Source organism: Microbacterium sp. K27, assembly GCF_004794435.1.
Taxonomy (GTDB): Bacteria; Actinomycetota; Actinomycetes; order Actinomycetales; family Microbacteriaceae; genus Microbacterium; species Microbacterium maritypicum_A.
Map to the genome: position 1 here is coordinate 40,202 of NZ_SSDK01000029.1, position 15,455 is coordinate 55,656.

Here is a 15,455-nt window from a genome sequence, read left to right on the forward strand (position 1 = left end):
GTCCGCAGGAACCCTCCCACCACCACCGGGCGACCCGATCGAGCCCGCCGGTGTGTCAGAAACGGATCGCGTCGATCACCTTCACCCGCAGGGCGACGAGGGCGGGGATGAAGCCCGACACCGCGCCGACGATGACGGAGGCGAGAAGCCCGATGAGCGCCGCCCGCATCGGGAACGGCGGGATGTCCTGGATGCCGTAGAACAGCGACGTGATGACCCATTCCGACCGCAGCACCGCGACGACGATCGCGATCCCGATCACGCCGGCCACCGTCGTCGCCACCAGACTCTCCAGGAACACCGCGAAGAAGACCCGCCCCGAGCTCGCCCCGAACGCGCGTCGCACACCGATCTCGCGCACGCGCTGGCGCATCGCCACGAGCTGGATGTTGATGAGGCTCAGCGCTCCGAGGGCGAGGATCAGCGCGGCGATTCCTCCGGTGATCATCTCAAAGGTCGCCTGGGCGTCCATCGCGCCGGGCTGCGCCGCCCAGTCCGATCTGTTCACCGTGACCGTCTGTCCGGCAGGCAGGCCCGCCCGGAGGTCCATCGCGAGCACCGGGGCGATCTGGTCGACCTGCCCCGTGCCCATCCAGATCTCGTACTGGGTCCACGCCTCCGTGGGCAACGCGTCCACGCGAGCCCGGTACGCGTCGTAGAGCAGATCGACGCGAAGCTCTTCGTCGCCGAAGCCCTGGCGAGGTGTGACTCCGATCACCTGGTACGTGCCACCGGCCGGACCGCTCAGGGTCACCGTCGGGTGCTGCGACAGCGGCACACGCCCCAGACGGTCCCAGAGGGGCTCGGTGATCACGACGGGGGGTGCCATCGCCTCGGTGTCCGAGTCGATGAACCAGCGCCCGTCCAGAAGCCGCTCGCGATGGATCTGCGAGAACGCAGGATCCATGATGCGCGCCGGAACCGGCGCTATGCCGTCGGGAAGCTGCAGGTCGACCGTCAGCCCCTGGGAGATGCGCGCGGTGTGGCTGAAGCCGAACCGCTCGGACACACGACTGAAGCGGGCATCGAAGCCGTCGGCGTCGACGGGAGAGCCGTCATCGCTGTTGACGGAGACGACGACGGTCGCGGCGCGCCCGCCCCACCGGTCGGACTGCTCGGCCTGGAACTGGCGCTGGTACTCGGAGAACGCGACGACCGCGGTCAGAGCGCCCACCGACACCGCGATGCCGATCAGGCTGAGCAGCACACGCAGCTTGTGCACCCGGATCTCGGCCCAGGCGTCGGAGAGAGCACCGAGGAAGCCGGTCATGCGATCACCTCCGGCGGCGCCGAAGGCACCGACGCCGCGAGGGTCGACGCTTCGAAGGCGCGGCTGAGGTCGGCGGCTTCCAGGCGGCCCGCATCGAGGCGATAGTGCCGACGTGCCCGTGCCGCGACATGGAGGTCATGGGTGATCGTGACCAGTGCAGCGTCCGTCTCGGTGGCCACCTCGTCGAGGAGCGACATCACGGATGCGCCGGTGTCGATGTCGAGCGCGCCCGTCGGCTCGTCGGCGAGGATCAGGACGGGTCGGCGTACCAGCGCCCTGGCGATCGCGACGCGCTGCTGTTCGCCGCCGGAGAGCTTGTCCGCGATCTGCTCGACACGATGCCCGAGGCCGACCCGCTCCAGCATGTCGGCGGCGATCTGACGACGGTTCCAGAACATCTTCCCCTTGGCGTGGCCCAGCGGCATCATCACGTTGTCGATCGCCGTGCGCCCGGGAAGAAGATTGAACTGCTGGAAGACGAAGCCGACGTTGTCCCCGCGCAGGCGGTCGAGCCGACCGGAGCGCATCCTGCGCACCTCGCGTCCTTCGAATGCGACGGAGCCCGATGTCGGTGCGTCCAGCATGCCCAGGATGTTGAGCAGCGTGGATTTCCCGGATCCCGACCGACCCACGATCGAGACGTGGTCACCGGCTCCCACCTCGAGGGTGATCCCGCGGAGGATCTCCAGCCGGGAGTCGTCCGCCAGGAGCACGCTCTTGGAGACGTCGTCGAGCGCGACGAGACTCACCAGTTCATCCCGCTGTCGCACTGCTCGACTCCCGGGGAGACCTCGTAGCAGAACTCCTCGACGGGAGCCACGAAGCCGGGGACGAACTGACGGATGCTGTCCCCCTCGGCCAGCCCCTCCGTCACCTCGACCGTGACGCCGTCGTTGACGCCGAGCGTCACGGCGCGCTCCTCGGGGTCGGATCCGTCGCCCGCGTCCACCCAGACCTTGCCGGATCCCGCGCCGCCCTGGACGGCGGTGACCGGGATCACCAGAGCATCGTCGACCTGGCCGAGGGCGAGGTCCATCTTCGCGGGGAGTCCGGCGAAGACGGTCTGATCGACGGGGATGGCGCAGCGCACACTCGCCGTGCCCTCCGCGGTGACCTGCACCCCGACTCCGGTGCACGCGAACGGCGCGGGACCGCCGGTGATGGTGACCGTCGCCTCCGTGGGCGCGTTGACGAGGCGGTACAGCTGCACGGGGTCGACCGTCGCGAGCAGGTGGTACTTGGCCGGGGTGAGCTTGTACGCCTCTGTCCCGACCGTGGTGGCCTGGCCTTTGACCATGGCGAACTCCGACACGTCGCCCGCTTCCGGCGCGACGACGTCGATGTCCTTGCGCGGCTCTTCCTGGCGCACGGTGTAGAGCTTCTGGCCGGCGGCCACCGCTGCTCCTTCACCCACGTGCACGGCGAGGACGGTGCCGTTGAGCTCGCCGCGGACGACGTAGGCGTCGTCGCGGGCCACGTTCCCACTCAGGCTCAGCGCGTTGACCACCGAACCGCGTTCCACCATCACCACCGGATCCGTGATCCCCGCCTCAGGGCTGACGACGCTCTCCGCGCGGTCGGGGAAGAACGCGATCTTGACGAGTGCCGCGGCACACGCTCCGAAGACCACCACGAGAAGCAGGGGGAAGATCCAGCGGCGCCAGACGATCACGAGTGCCTTTCCGGCCGTGCCGCCCTGGCACGCCTGCGGTCAGCGTATCCAGACTTCGGATCCTCGCCGACGGCTGCGTCCGCGTGTCGACGCAACGCCGTCAGGCGCGGAGGGCCTCGTGACGGACGACCAGCCAGCCGGCGGGAACCGAGAGCCGGTCCGCGTGCGGTGAGCACAGATCATGTGCCTGCGGGTCGTTCGCGGCGCCGAGCGGGCCGAGCGCCGCCATCTGATCGCCGTAGTCGTAGGTGAGGGTGGCTACGGCTTCGCGCGCGCAGCCGACCTTCGAGCACAGTCGTCCGTCCATCTCCGCCAGCGTACGGCGCGCCCCGGGTGAGCGCCGGATGCCGCGCCGAGTGATCCTGGCACCGCCTAGACTTTCGTCATGCCCCGCCGCCGCACCGCTCATGCCTCCGCTGCCCCGCGGCGCGGTGCACGCCACGGACGACACGGGCGTCTCGGCCGCAGCGAGGTCGTGCGACCGCCGCTGGCTCCGCTCGACGGCCGCCTCGACAGATTCGACCTCACCGTCGGAACGGCCGTGGAGTTCCTCCGCGGGACGTGGCCAGAGTTGCAGGACGTCCGGTTCGAGATCGGCGCGATCCCGGGTTTCGACGCCGGCGAAGAGGTGCCGCGCTGGTACCTCGATCGCGACAATCGACGTATCGTCCTGTTCCGACTTCCCATCGAGCGGCTCCTGCCTCCGGGGCACGACGATGCCGCCCACAGACGCATGGCCATCGAGAGCGCGGTGTTCCGGGCCGCCGCGGAGTACGTCGGCCGTGAACCGTGGGATCTCGGTCACGAGCACTGACACTCCGGCGGCCGGGCCACCCGCATTCCGTCAGGGATAGACCGTGATCGGCTTCTCTCCGCCGCTGCTCGCCTGCACCGGGAGCACTGCGAGCGCCCCGGGTGCCGTGAGGGTCACGGCCGCGTGCACGGGCGCCGTCGTCCGCATCCGGTACGTCGTCCGCCCCTCCACCGCGATCCCGCCGGTCTCCCCCGCGGGGATGACGACCTCCTGGGCCTGACCGCCGTCGACCCGCTCGAGTGTGACGGTCGCGTCCCGGTCCGAGGTGTTCGACACCTGCAGTCGTGCATCGGGACCGGAGGGCACGGCGAAGACCACCTCGGCGTCGATCTCCGGCGCGGGGGTGACCCACGCGAAGTCCGAATCGAGACCGAAGCCGTCCTGCTGCCTGACCCCGGCGAGGAGCGGCACGTCGGATTCGACCTCGACGGTGTACCGACCGGGCTCGAGGCCGGAGAGCGAGACCTGAGCGGGAAGATCCGCCTCGACGGGCACGGTGAACTCGTCTACAGGCACCGTGGCGCCCTCGGCCTGCACCTTCACCTGGACCCGAGCGTCGACGCCGGGGGCCAGCACCCGGAGAACGGCCATCTCCGCGTCATCGCCGTTGGCCGGGAACGCCTGCACTCCGGTGAAGACGAGTCTCTGCTGGGGTCCCGCGACCGAGTCCTGGAGATCGATGCCGGCAGGATCGAGGACGCGCACGAGCGAGGACTGGAGGGCCGCTCTCACCGGGGCTCCCACCGCGCTCACCTTGACCACCGGCAGATCGTTGCCGGTGGCGAACGAGGTCAGAGGGAGCGCCGTCTGCGAGCGCGGAGGGACGATGACCGTCCGGGTGCTGCGGGCGGCTCCGTACACGGCGAGGGTCACCGTCGACGGGACCTCGGTCGCATTGGTGAGGGTGATGATGTCTTCGGTGCCGGTGTCGATGCTCCCGCCCACGAGCCACGACTCCAGCCTCGGCACGCCGCAGGGCAGGGCGGCGTATCCCGCGAGGTCGTCCGCGGCGATCGTGACGGACTCGGCACCGGCGATCAGCGGTGCCGAACGCCCATCGACCGGGCCGGTGAGCACCTGCGGTCCACCCGCATCGGGCAGATCGGGTACCTCAAGCGTCTCTGACGACGGTCTTCCGGCCGTGCCTCCGGACGTGAGGCTCGTCGGTGCCGCGGAGAGCATGTCCAGGGGGGCCGACGCGTCACGACCGAGAGCACGGAGATCGCCGTTGCAGACCAGCACGCTGTCGCCAGGCACGGGTGTGACCTCGACCTGCGCGGGGTCGTGCGCGACGGTCGGCCACGGCGCATGGATCGCCGTGGCGACACCGACGACGCAGGCGGCGATCACGGCCACGCCCGTGATGACACGGGCGCTGGTCGCGGCGACCCGGAAGGCGCGGTTCCCGTTGCTCATCGGTCCTCCTCCATCGGCTTCGCGTGTTCGTCGTGGGGGCTCGCCGAAGCGCCGTCCGCCGACCCACCGTCCGCTGTCGCGTCGCCCACTGTCACCTCGTCCACCGGCCCAGCGGCGTCATCGATCACCGGATCAGCGATCGGCGCCAGTGCCTCGTCGTTCAGGGCGGGCGCGTCCTGGGGGTCCTCGATCACCCCGACGGGCGCTTCATCGAGGGAATCCCTGTCCTCGGCGTGCCGAGGCAGCACGATCGGCTCCTCAGGCACGCGACCGACGATGCGCGACTGGGCGCGAGCCGCACGACGCGACGCACGGGTCGGGATGGACAGCAGGAGGGCCGCGAAGACTGCGAGCAGCTGCACGGTGATCACGAGGCGAGCAGTGCCCTGCTGGGCGGATGTCAGCGGTGGCTGTTCGGCGGCGTCGGCATCGAGACGCCAGAGCACACCGCGATCGGTGGTGCCCGCGTGCACGAGGCCGGCACGCTGATCGATCGAGGCGACAGCCGCGGTACGAAGCGCCCGCGCCTTGTCCCCTTCACCAGGAACCTCAGCGACCAGGACGTAGCTGATCCCTTCGGCGGCCAATGCTCCGGGAGCATCGAAGTCGCGGGCCGAGAGGAGATCCACGGCCAGGGCGGAGATGTCGGCTCCCTGCGGCTCGACCGCGGTGGAGATCATCGTCGACTGCGACCCCAGCGTCTCGCTGGCTCCCCAGGCCACTTCTGCGGCCAGTCCTCCGTCGTTCTGCGGGGTGAGCACGAGGGTCGCGATCGGCCGATCCCCCGCGGCCTGTGCGGCCACATACGAGGGCAGCGTCGACTCAGGACCGTTCGTGAGCACCGAGCGCCCCATGTGCAGCGCGCTGAGCGCCGGGATCGCGCAGACCGCCAGTGTCACGGCCGCGGCGACGGCCGCGAAGATCCGCAGACGCGGAAGCGTGAGCGCGGTGTCGAGCGTCACGAGGGCAGCCCCTACGACACCGATCCACGCCAGGCTGAGTCCGGTACCCGGCCAGATCGCCACCGGCGTCCCCTGCGCGAAGCTCACCGTGACCCCGACCGCGAGGAACGCCGTGGCGAGCCCGGACAGGGCGACCACGAGCAGGGTGATCCCCGCGCGCCAGCGTGGAGCGACCGCCGCACCGAGCGCCAGCACGGCGAGAGGTGCGCACAGGAGTGGTGCCCACACGGCGATGGGTGCGGGCAGAAGCGCCATCCAGCCGCCCAGCTCCGATGTCGGGAAGCCGCCGGCGATCGCGAGGCGTCCGGCGGCGTCAGCGGCGGCCTGGGGGCCCGCCCAGATGAGTCCGGGGTCGCCGAGGATCCCCAGAGGCGTGCCGTGAGCGAGCTGCCAGATCACCAGTGGTGCGAACAGGGCGATCGTCGGCACCGGCAGCCAGAGCAGTCGCCCCGCGCCACGGAACTGCGCCGTTCCCAGCACGATGCCCAGGGCGACGATCCAGAGCAGCGCAAGGGCGGGTGCCAGCGACGGTGCGCAGGCGAGCACGGCGGCGAGGAGCAGCGACGCGCTCCCGGCGGCGCCCCATGACCGATGGGCGACCACAGCGCTGTGGAAGAGCCAAGGAAGCAGGAGATGGACGAGCACCGCGGCCGGACGTCCGTCGACCAGGGCGGTGAGGAACGTGGGCGCGAGCGCCCACGCGATGCCGGCGAAGATCCGGAGCCCTCCGCGATCGGTCACTCGCGTGGCGGCGAACCACCCTCCCAGAACTGCGAGCGGGAGGGCGAGGATCCACAACAGCACCATGGCGAAGGAAGGGCCGGCAGGCCAGAGCGTCCCGAGTACCGCGACCACGGAGGCGAAGGGGTCGGCAGGGCCGACGAGGCCGAGGGCGACGTCGCGGGTTCCCCACGCCGCATCGCTCCAGAGCGCGGCGATGGTCTGACGGAGCGGCAGCAGTCCCCCGCCCCCCAGCGTCGGCCAGGCGAGCAGGCTCGTGAAGGACGCGATGCTGACGACCAGGGCCGCGAGTACGGCCCAGGCCCCACCACCGGAGAAGAAACGCAGTTCGCTGACCGCACCTCCCTCGCTTCCGTGCCCGTCATCCAGACGCCGTCGCAGCTCGGAGGACGTCACGCGCAACGGAGCGATGCTGGCCCAGGCGGAAGTGCGGAAGGCGCGGATGCCGGCGCGGGAACGTGCGACCGCACCGAATCGGAACATGGCCGTGAGGGCAGCCCCCCATTCGGGGAAAACAGCCTCGGGCCGCTTGCCGACGAGGTCGGTGATGGAGCGCCACAGCGCGAGCGGAAGCAGGCTGAGCCAGTGCAGCGGCACGGCCGCGGCCGGCGCGTACGCCAGCCGTCGGTGCAGCTGGGCCAGGCGGGTCACGTAAGCGCGGCGCGATCGACCAGGCGGAAGCGCAGCAGGACCGCCCGATGATGCTGAGACCCGCGCACTCGGCGCGAGGACGACACGGCCACCACCGAGGCGTGCACGGACCCCGAGGTCAAGTCCCTCATCGGCCCCCGCGAGGGCCGGATCGGGTCGCAGGGCATCGCGCACCTCGCCACGGATGAGCATCCCCCGCACATCGGCGCCGAGAGCATCGTCGGAACGGTCGTGCTGACCCTGATCGAGCTCTCCCGCCGCGAGTTCGACGGAGCGGCCCCACGCGGTCATGCTGACGCCGAGCGAGACGATCTCGCGCTCGTTGTCCGTGGCGACGAGCTTGGGGGCGACGATGGCGGCGGACGGCGAGCGCTCCAGCGTGCCGCTCAGACGCTCCAGCGCCCGAGGGTGCGGCGTCGTGTCCTGTGCCAGCAGCCAGACCGCAGACCCCTCGGGCACTCGAGGTCGGGCGAGCTCCACCGCCTCGGCGAAGGACGTCGAGGCACGCGCCTCGATGATCCCTTCGACGGTGCCCGCCACGACCTCGCTCTCGCGCACGGACGACGCATCGCCGCATACGACGAGGGTCACCGCCGCCGCGGGGGTGGTCTGCGTGCGAAGGGCGTCGAGAGTGCGGAGGAGTTGCGCTCGGGAAGAGGATCCAGTGCGCGCGACGATGATGGCGTGAACTCGGGCTGGCATGACGTCGTCAGCCTATGCGCGCGAGGGGCGACGTCGACGCACCGGATACGGCGCGCCCGCGAAGCCGGTGGCATCGTCGCTCTCGCGCCGATGCGGGTCCGTTCAGCTCGCGCGGCGCTTGAGCTTCCGGCGCTCGCGCTCGGACAGGCCACCCCAGATGCCGAACCGCTCATCGTTGTTGAGAGCGTATTCCAGGCACTCCCCGCGGACGTCGCACGACGTGCAGATCCGCTTGGCGTCCCTCGTCGATCCACCCTTCTCGGGGAAGAACGCCTCCGGGTCGGTCTGCGAGCAGAGAGCGTCGCTCTGCCAGGCGAGAGCGTTGTCGTCATCGCCGGCATCGGTGCGTCGAACCCCGGGAACACCGAGGTTGATCGGATCGACGAACCAGTTCTCCGGTACGTCTGAACGGTAACCCGTCATCTCGATCTCCAACCCTGTCTCCGCCCCCCGGCGGGCCGTGCGCATGACTAATTACACCCGTGTCATTCGCTCCGGTCAAGTCGCGGATCGTAAACCCTCAAGCGACTATTGAAGGTTCATGGACCATCACCGGCGTGTCGGGATGCGGTGATCGGCCGCGGGGATCATCGCCCTGGACCGGCGATGAAGACCTCGCCCACGCCCGAGAGCGTGACGGTCGCCTCGTCCGTGTCGGCGAAGGCGACCGTGCCGACCGCGAGCACGAGTTCGTCCCCGGAGGCCGAAGAGACGGTGACGTCTCCCGCGGTGGCGAGCACCATCGTCGGCCCGGAGACGTCGAGGGTGAGGACGGCTCCGTCGACCACGACGCGCTCGAGGGCGAAGTCGGATACCGGAACGGGATACGGCGTGACCGGCCCCGCGCTCTCTGCCCGCAGCACCGGCACCTCCCCGGGAGTGGTGTCGAGGATGGTCAGGAGCTCGGGCACATCGATGCGCTTGGGCGTGAGGCCGCCGCGGAGCACGTTGTCGCTCGCGGCCATGATCTCGACGCCGAGCCCGGAGAGATAGGCGTGCAGCAGACCGGCGCGCAGGAACACGCCCTCTCCACGCTCGAGCACCACATGGTTCATGAGGAGCGCCACGACGACTCCCGGGTCCCCCGGGTACGTCGCCGCGACGTCGGCGATGGCGCGGAGCGTCGTGCTCCACTCCCCCGCCTCGCCCCGAGCCGCGGCGGTGACGATCGCGCCGATGATCTCGTCGACCTCGTCGTCCGCCTCCCCGCCGAGCAGCCAGGCGATCACGTCGCGCAGGGCGTCGCCCTCGGCACTCAGACGTGTGCGCAGCTGTCGGACCCCACCGCTGTCATCGAGCGCATCGAGCAAGAAAAGCGTGTCGGGGACGGGACGCAGTCCGCTCAGCGACTCGAATCGATCGCTGAGCGCCACCAGGAGTTCGGGTTTGTGGTTGTCATCCCGATAGTTGCGCTGCGGGTCGTCGGCGTCGAGACCGCTCTCCCGCGCCCACCCCGCTCGCGCCTGCTCGATCGTCGGATGCACCTGGATCGAGAGCGGGCGTCCCGCCGCGAGCAGCTTGAGGAGGTAGGGAAGTGTGCCTCCCGTGACCTGATCGAGTGTGCCACCGCCGGCGACGTCGGCCGGGTCACCGGGGTGATCGCCGAACCAGACCTCCGCCTCCGGAGCGCCGGTCGGTGTGCGTCCCTCGAGTCCGGCGAGGAGGGAGTCCGATCCCCAGGCGTAATCACGGGGCGTGTTGGTGAGGCTCAGCAGCATGCCACCAGCGTAGAGCCGCGTCGCCGCGTTCAGCGACGTCGGGAGCGCGGGACGGTAACCTGAACGCGATGGCCCAGTACACGAAGCATCCGGTGTCTGCCCCGCCCACCGCGCCGGAGCGCGAGTCGACGGGGCATCTCATGCTGCGCGGGTATGCGATCGTCGTGCTCTTCGTGACCTTCGCCCACTCGGCCGTCTACAACCTGCTCGGGCCGGAGGGCGCCGCGATCACGCTCGCCGTCTTCACGCTGGCGACGCTCGGCATCGGCGTCCCGATGCTCGCCCGCAATCGGCCGCAGCCTTTCCGCTGGCGTCGCCTGCCATGGACCGCGCTCGGCTACACGACCCTCGCGCTCGTATCCGTGGCCTGGTCGCAGTGGCGCGGGCCGACGCTCATCACCTGGGTCCTGCTCGCGTCGGTCACGGTCAACGCTCTCTTCATCGCCCACGTGCTGACCTGGCATGAGATCGTCCGCGCTCTCTCCTCCGCGTTCAAATGGATCCTCGGCCTCTCCCTGGCGATCGAGCTCTGGGTCTCTCTGGTGCTTCATGGACCGCTGCTGCCGAACTTCCTCGAACTCCCGGACGGAAAGATCGATCCGCAGTGGTACTGGGTGCGCGACAACCTGTTCGACGGGGGCAGGATCCAGGGCATCGTCGGAAACGCGAATCTCCTGGCGATCATCTCGCTCTTCGCGATCATCACATTCGGAGTGCTGTTCGCCGCCAGAGCGCGGTGGCGCACGACGCTCGCCCTGTGGATGCTCCTCGCCGCGTACTTCCTGTTCCGTACGGCATCGGCCACTGCGATGGTGTGCGCAGCCGCCGTCGCGGTGGTCCTCGTCGTCGCACTCCTGATGCGCCGCGCCCGCACCCCCGGCGCACGCACGCGCATCTACATCGTGGCCATCGGCGGCGCGGCGATCGCGGCCCTGGGCGTCTGGCTGCTGCGCGAGCCGCTGCTCGGTCTCCTCGGCCGCAGCGCCGATCTGACCGGCCGTTCGGACAAGATCTGGACCAAGGTGCTGCAGCGCGCCGGTGAGCACCCGATCTTCGGCAACGGCTTCTCGAGCCCCTGGATCCCGACGGACCCCGCTTTCGACGAGTGGATCACCGACCACGGCATCACCGTGTTCCACGCGCACAACATGTGGTTGGACGTCCTGCTCCAGCTCGGTGTCGTCGGCGTTGTGCTCATGGCGGTCGCGTACGGCACGCTGCTGTGGCGCTCCTGGTTCTTCGCCGTCGACCGTCCCCGCTGGGATCTCGACGGCGCACGACCGTTCTCCCCGCTGACCCTGCTTCCCAGCCTGTTCACGGTGGTGCTGCTGGTGCAGGGCTTCTCCGAGTCCACGCCGATCATGCTGTGGGGGTGGATGCTCCTGGTGCTCCTGTCGTTCAAGCTCAAGTCGGTGCCGCTGGTCGGCGTCGGCGAGCGCGACCTCCTGTTCGAACGCGGCGCTCGGCAGCGGCGGGTGCCGTGACGCCGGCGCGCCCGATGGTCCGCCTGCTCGCATCGGTGGAGCTGGCTCGTGCGTTCACGCTCGCTGCCCTGACCGCGGTGTTCGGATCGTACGCGATCCGGCAGATGACGTCAGCCGTCACGCTGGCGACGATCATCGCAGCGCTGTGCCTGCTCGGCGCGGCGATCCTGTGGGTGCGCAGGGACGAGCTCTCCCTTCTGCGCATCGCGCCGTCGTCGCTGCTCGCATTCCTCGCGTGGGCCCTCGTGAGCGTCTTCTGGAGCACGGACAAGTCCGACACGATCTTCGGCTGGATGTCCCTGTTCGGCTATGCGTTCCTGGCGATCACGATCGGACACATCCGGGACACCCTCCAGACCGTGCGGGCGATCGGAGACACGCTGCGGGTGCTCCTCGCCGCCTCGCTCGCCGTGGAGATCCTGTCGGGCGTGCTTCTCGACCTGCCGTTCACATTCCTCGGCGTGCAGGGCGACCTCGCGGCGGGCGGCCCGATCCAGGGGCTGTTCGGCAGTCGCAACATGCTCGGGTTCATCGCGGTGATCGCACTGATCACGTTCGTGATCGAGTGGCGGACGCAATCGGTGAACGCACCGCTCGCCGTGATCTCGATAGGGCTCGCGGGGTTCCTGGCGGTGCTCTCCTCCTCTCCGACCGTCCTGGTGCTCGCCGGTGCCGTGGGCGTCGTCACGGTGGCGCTCACGATCGTCCGGCATGCGCCTCCGGAACGACGGACGATCGTGCAATGGATGCTCGGGGTCGTGGTCACCCTCGCTCTCGCTGCCGGCTTCGCGCTGCGCCACCAGATCATCGCCCTGCTCGACGCCGGATCCGACTTCTCGCTCCGCGCCTCGCTGTGGAACACCATCCTGGACTTCGTCGCGGTGAAGCCGATCCAGGGCTGGGGATGGTTCGGTGACTGGGCTCGCGGCGAATACCCGTTCACCTACATCAACTTCCAGCTCGACGATCGCCACCAGAGCGCGCTCAACGCGTTCTTCGACGTGCTCCTGCAACTCGGCACCGCGGGCCTGGTGGTGTTCCTGCTCCTGGGCGGTGTCGCCCTGATCCGCTCCTGGCTCGTGGCGAGCACACGACGATCGGTCGTCTACGCGTGGACCCCGATCATGCTCGTGACCCTGGCGGTCGACTCGATGTTCGAGAGCTTCACGCTCGTCGGCGCCGGGTGGTTCATGCTCGTGCTGTGCGCCCTGCGTGCCGGGCAATCGCGGTCGTGGCGCGAGAACATCGATGCGGCGCATACGGGCGCCATCCCGACGCTGCGTCCGCAGGAGTAGCCGGAGAGCGTCGTCAGCGCACCGAGGGAAGCTTCGCCGCCCAGGTGATCGCGTCGCGCACGCCGTCGTCCACAGAGCGCTCCGCACGCCAGTCCAGGACATCCGCCGCGCGATCGACGATCGCGAAGGCGCCCGCCTGGTCTCCGGGGCGGCGATCGGTGTCGATCGTGGGAAGGGGCTCACCGGTGACGCGCTCGAACGCCGCCACGAGCTCGCGGACGGTCACGCCCTCCCCTGTACCGATATTGATCACCTGGTAGGGCTCATCGGGTGTGGAGACGTCGTCGAACCTCTGGACAGCGGCCACGTGCGCGAGCGCAAGGTCCCAGACATGGATGTAGTCGCGCAGCCCTGAGCCGTCGCGGGTGGGCCAGTCGGTGCCCGTGATCGAGAACGGCTCACCGGTCGCGCGGGCCCGCATGATCTTCCCCAGCGCGTGCGAGGGCAGGGGGTTCTGCAGGCCGGTACGCATCTGCGGATCGGCTCCGATCGGATTGAAGTAGCGGAGAGCGATCGCGCGGAAGTCGTCGTTCGTCGCCGCGTCCTTCAAGATCTGCTCGACCATGGCCTTTGTCGTGGCGTAGGGGCTGGACGGTGCGAGGGGGCTGTTCTCGTCGGCGCCCTGACCGCTCTCCCCCGCGTACACCGCCGCCGAGGAGCTGAACACGATGCGGGAGACACCCGCGTCACGAAGCCGCTGGAGCAGCACGATGGTCCTGCCCACGTTGGTGTCGTAGTAGCCGAGGGGGTCGGTTACCGATTCGGCCACCACGATGCGGGCCGCGCAGTGGACGACAGCATCGATGTCGGGGTGATCCGAAAGGAGACGGGTCAGGATCTCCGGGTCGGCGATGTCGCCCTCATAGAGATCGCGCCCCTCACAGAACGCTCGAAGGCCCGTGGACAGGTCGTCGAGGATGACCACTTGCATCCCCGCCTCGATGCACGCGGTGGCGACAGTGGATCCGATGTATCCGGCGCCGCCGGTGATCAATACCTTCATCGCAGCCAGTCTAGCCATCGTCTCTCTGCGGCCGAGGTGAGCCTCTCCGCTGATCCCGAGGGAGCGGACGGTAGGCTACTCACTGCTCGTCATGTCCCGCATCGTCCCCGACGGTGACACGTGGTGACGGAGCCCTCAGCCCCCTGAACTGCCATCGATCTTCGAGGAGAAGGTATGACCGCGGCGCCCGCTGCATTCGATCCGAAAGCGGCGACGATCGTCGTCGTCACCTTCAACAGATCGCATCTGCTCACCGGACTTCTCACCAGCATCACGGCGATGGACCCGAAACCCGGGCGCGTCGTGATCATCGACAATGCCTCCTCCGACGACACGACCGACGTGGTCGACTCCTTCCGCGACACCATCGGCACCGAGGTGGTGTATCGCCGCTTGGAGACGAACACGGGAGGCTCCGGCGGGTTCAGCGAGGGCATGCGCACCGCGTATGAGCTCGGATCCGAGTGGATCTGGATGATGGACGACGATGTCGAGGTCGTTCCTGACGGTCTCGCGAAGATGGGCAAGTGGGCCCCTCGTTTCAAGAGCATCCAGGGTCGCCGCTACGACTACGACGGCAGCGAGTTCTACTGGCAGTACCGCATCGCGGAGCGCATGGGCATCCCGATCCCTTTCGCTCCCTCGGGCTTCGACGACTCCGGCTTCAAGGAGATGAACAGCGGTTGCTTCGAAGGCATGTTCATCCACCGATCGGTCGTGAAGCAGATCGGCCTGCCCGACCACCGCTTCTTCATCTACTGGGATGACCAGATGTACGGGTGGCTGGCCTCGCGAAAGACCACGGCCGTCATCGTCGACGAGTTCGTGCTGCGCCGCACACGCGAGATCAAGCAGTGGGACATGGGCATCCGCCACATGAACGCCTCGAGCAACGCCTACCGCTTCTACATCATGCGCAATCGCGCCTACATCAAGCACTACTACCGTGTGCACGACAACTACAACCCCGTGCTGTTCGGACTCGGCACCGGGATGACCTTCGCGAAGGAACTCATCCGCCTCTTCTTCGTCGAGCGCACCGTTCGCGGCACGAGCAACCTGTTCCGCGGGCTCAAGGAAGGCCGCAAGATCAGCCGCGACCGCTCCTGGAAGCCCATGCCCGCGCTGGAAGACGCCTCATGAGTGAGCCGTCCCCCGAGCTCCGGTGGGCACCGATCGAACCGAAGCCGAGGAACAGGGGCCGAATCTGGCTGATCGTCGGCCTCGCGATCGCCGGGCTCGCTATCCTCGGCGCGCTGGTGTTCTTCCTCCTCCCCCGCGGCGGGTCTCTGGAACCGAGGGCGAGTGATTCTCCCCGCCCGACAGCGACCGCGTCACCGTCGTCGCCCGCAGAGGAGCCGACACCGCAGACCACACCTCCATCTCCGGCCGATCCGACCGTCGACACCTTCCGCGAGCAGGTCGGGGGCTGGCTGTCGGATGCACCGCAGGGCCTCGACATCGTCTCCGAGTCGAACCCTGACGACGCCCTTGCCGTCGTGGACTCCCTGCAGCAGGACGCACGTCGCCTATCCGACGCGCCGCCGCCCTCGTCGATCGACCAGAAGTGGCGTGATGGCGTCATGGCTTATTCGCAGCGCCTCACGGAGCTTCGAGCTGCCATCCTCTCGGAGTCCGACACGGCCGATTCCGTGGATGCCGCTCGCGCGGCCGTTCAGGATCTTCAGAGCCTCGTGGGGCTCTGACCACACGCGCCCCGAGCCACG

The 15,455-nt window shown here is 69.1% G+C and carries 14 protein-coding genes; 5 read left to right on the forward strand and 9 right to left on the reverse strand.

Features of this window, described 5'->3' with window-relative positions; all coding sequences use genetic code 11:
- Positions 1-55 precede the first annotated feature (55 nt).
- From DW307_RS02560 to DW307_RS02575, 4 genes are all read right to left on the reverse strand, one after another.
- Positions 56-1,270 (reverse strand): ABC transporter permease, encoded by a 1,215-nt coding sequence (locus DW307_RS02560; RefSeq protein WP_136023847.1) that lies wholly within the window; start codon positions 1,268-1,270, stop codon positions 56-58.
- Entirely contained in the window at positions 1,267-2,019 is a 753-nt protein-coding gene (locus DW307_RS02565; RefSeq protein WP_081859744.1) for an ABC transporter ATP-binding protein, read from the reverse strand. Before DW307_RS02565 ends, DW307_RS02560 begins: the two co-directional genes overlap by 4 nt.
- Positions 2,016-2,942: an efflux RND transporter periplasmic adaptor subunit gene (locus DW307_RS02570; protein ID WP_136023848.1), complete on the reverse strand. Its 927-nt coding sequence runs from the start codon at positions 2,940-2,942 to the stop codon at positions 2,016-2,018. Before DW307_RS02570 ends, DW307_RS02565 begins: the two co-directional genes overlap by 4 nt.
- Before the next feature lie 100 nt (positions 2,943-3,042).
- Positions 3,043-3,249, reverse strand: a complete 207-nt coding sequence (locus DW307_RS02575; RefSeq protein WP_021199833.1) for a DUF3499 family protein — start codon at positions 3,247-3,249, stop codon at positions 3,043-3,045.
- 78 nt (positions 3,250-3,327) lie between these two features.
- Here DW307_RS02575 and DW307_RS02580 point away from each other — a divergent pair, with 78 nt between their 5' ends.
- Positions 3,328-3,756, forward strand: coding sequence for a hypothetical protein (locus tag DW307_RS02580; RefSeq protein ID WP_231479885.1), 429 nt, complete (start codon positions 3,328-3,330; stop codon positions 3,754-3,756).
- Positions 3,757-3,786: 30 nt separating this feature from the next.
- Here the strand turns inward: DW307_RS02580 and DW307_RS02585 are convergent, their stop codons facing one another.
- The 4 genes from DW307_RS02585 to manA form a co-directional block, all read right to left on the reverse strand.
- Positions 3,787-5,172 carry a DUF5719 family protein gene (locus tag DW307_RS02585; RefSeq protein WP_136023849.1) on the reverse strand — a complete coding sequence of 462 codons (1,386 nt, stop codon included), beginning with the start codon at positions 5,170-5,172 and terminating at the stop codon, positions 3,787-3,789.
- Positions 5,169-8,228, reverse strand: coding sequence for a glycosyltransferase (locus DW307_RS02590; protein ID WP_240750459.1), 3,060 nt, complete (start codon positions 8,226-8,228; stop codon positions 5,169-5,171). Before DW307_RS02590 ends, DW307_RS02585 begins: the two co-directional genes overlap by 4 nt.
- 102 nt (positions 8,229-8,330) lie before the next feature.
- Positions 8,331-8,651: a WhiB family transcriptional regulator gene (locus DW307_RS02595; protein ID WP_081859749.1), complete on the reverse strand. Its 321-nt coding sequence runs from the start codon at positions 8,649-8,651 to the stop codon at positions 8,331-8,333.
- A gap of 164 nt (positions 8,652-8,815) precedes the next feature.
- Positions 8,816-9,946 carry a mannose-6-phosphate isomerase, class I gene (manA, locus tag DW307_RS02600; protein WP_029258265.1) on the reverse strand — a complete coding sequence of 377 codons (1,131 nt, stop codon included), beginning with the start codon at positions 9,944-9,946 and terminating at the stop codon, positions 8,816-8,818.
- A gap of 68 nt (positions 9,947-10,014) precedes the next feature.
- Here manA and DW307_RS02605 point away from each other — a divergent pair, with 68 nt between their 5' ends.
- Together DW307_RS02605 and DW307_RS02610 are read left to right on the forward strand one after the other, a co-directional pair.
- Complete coding sequence (locus tag DW307_RS02605) at positions 10,015-11,430, forward strand: O-antigen ligase family protein (protein ID WP_029258266.1); 1,416 nt, start codon at positions 10,015-10,017, stop codon at positions 11,428-11,430.
- Between the two features lie 14 nt (positions 11,431-11,444).
- On the forward strand, positions 11,445-12,725 hold the full coding sequence (locus DW307_RS02610; protein ID WP_240750461.1) for an O-antigen ligase family protein: 1,281 nt from the start codon (positions 11,445-11,447) through the stop codon (positions 12,723-12,725).
- Between the two features lie 13 nt (positions 12,726-12,738).
- Here DW307_RS02610 and galE read toward each other — a convergent pair whose 3' ends face one another.
- Positions 12,739-13,728, reverse strand: coding sequence for a UDP-glucose 4-epimerase GalE (gene galE, locus DW307_RS02615; protein WP_036271433.1), 990 nt, complete (start codon positions 13,726-13,728; stop codon positions 12,739-12,741).
- A gap of 174 nt (positions 13,729-13,902) precedes the next feature.
- Between galE and DW307_RS02620 the strand changes: the two genes are divergently transcribed.
- Positions 13,903-14,871, forward strand: coding sequence for a glycosyltransferase family 2 protein (locus DW307_RS02620; protein WP_136023851.1), 969 nt, complete (start codon positions 13,903-13,905; stop codon positions 14,869-14,871).
- A complete protein-coding gene (locus DW307_RS02625) occupies positions 14,868-15,434 on the forward strand; it encodes a hypothetical protein (RefSeq protein ID WP_029266796.1) in 567 nt (188 codons plus the stop codon). The genes DW307_RS02620 and DW307_RS02625 overlap by 4 nt, the downstream gene beginning before the upstream one ends.
- Positions 15,435-15,455 lie beyond the last annotated feature (21 nt).

What these genes read in the sequence shown, in the direction of transcription:
- DW307_RS02560 (WP_136023847.1), bottom strand. Translation starts at nt 1,270, where the DNA reads ATGACCGGCTTCCTCGGTGCTCTCTCCGACGCCTGGGCCGAGATCCGG.
- DW307_RS02625 (WP_029266796.1), top strand. Translation starts at nt 14,868, where the DNA reads ATGAGTGAGCCGTCCCCCGAGCTCCGGTGGGCACCGATCGAACCGAAG.
- manA (WP_029258265.1), bottom strand. Translation starts at nt 9,946, where the DNA reads ATGCTGCTGAGCCTCACCAACACGCCCCGTGATTACGCCTGGGGATCG.
- DW307_RS02585 (WP_136023849.1), bottom strand. Translation starts at nt 5,172, where the DNA reads ATGAGCAACGGGAACCGCGCCTTCCGGGTCGCCGCGACCAGCGCCCGT.
- DW307_RS02590 (WP_240750459.1), bottom strand. Translation starts at nt 8,228, where the DNA reads ATGCCAGCCCGAGTTCACGCCATCATCGTCGCGCGCACTGGATCCTCT.
- DW307_RS02575 (WP_021199833.1), bottom strand. Translation starts at nt 3,249, where the DNA reads ATGGACGGACGACTGTGCTCGAAGGTCGGCTGCGCGCGCGAAGCCGTA.
- DW307_RS02580 (WP_231479885.1), top strand. Translation starts at nt 3,328, where the DNA reads ATGCCCCGCCGCCGCACCGCTCATGCCTCCGCTGCCCCGCGGCGCGGT.
- DW307_RS02610 (WP_240750461.1), top strand. Translation starts at nt 11,445, where the DNA reads ATGGTCCGCCTGCTCGCATCGGTGGAGCTGGCTCGTGCGTTCACGCTC.
- DW307_RS02620 (WP_136023851.1), top strand. Translation starts at nt 13,903, where the DNA reads ATGACCGCGGCGCCCGCTGCATTCGATCCGAAAGCGGCGACGATCGTC.
- DW307_RS02605 (WP_029258266.1), top strand. Translation starts at nt 10,015, where the DNA reads ATGGCCCAGTACACGAAGCATCCGGTGTCTGCCCCGCCCACCGCGCCG.
- DW307_RS02595 (WP_081859749.1), bottom strand. Translation starts at nt 8,651, where the DNA reads ATGACGGGTTACCGTTCAGACGTACCGGAGAACTGGTTCGTCGATCCG.
- galE (WP_036271433.1), bottom strand. Translation starts at nt 13,728, where the DNA reads ATGAAGGTATTGATCACCGGCGGCGCCGGATACATCGGATCCACTGTC.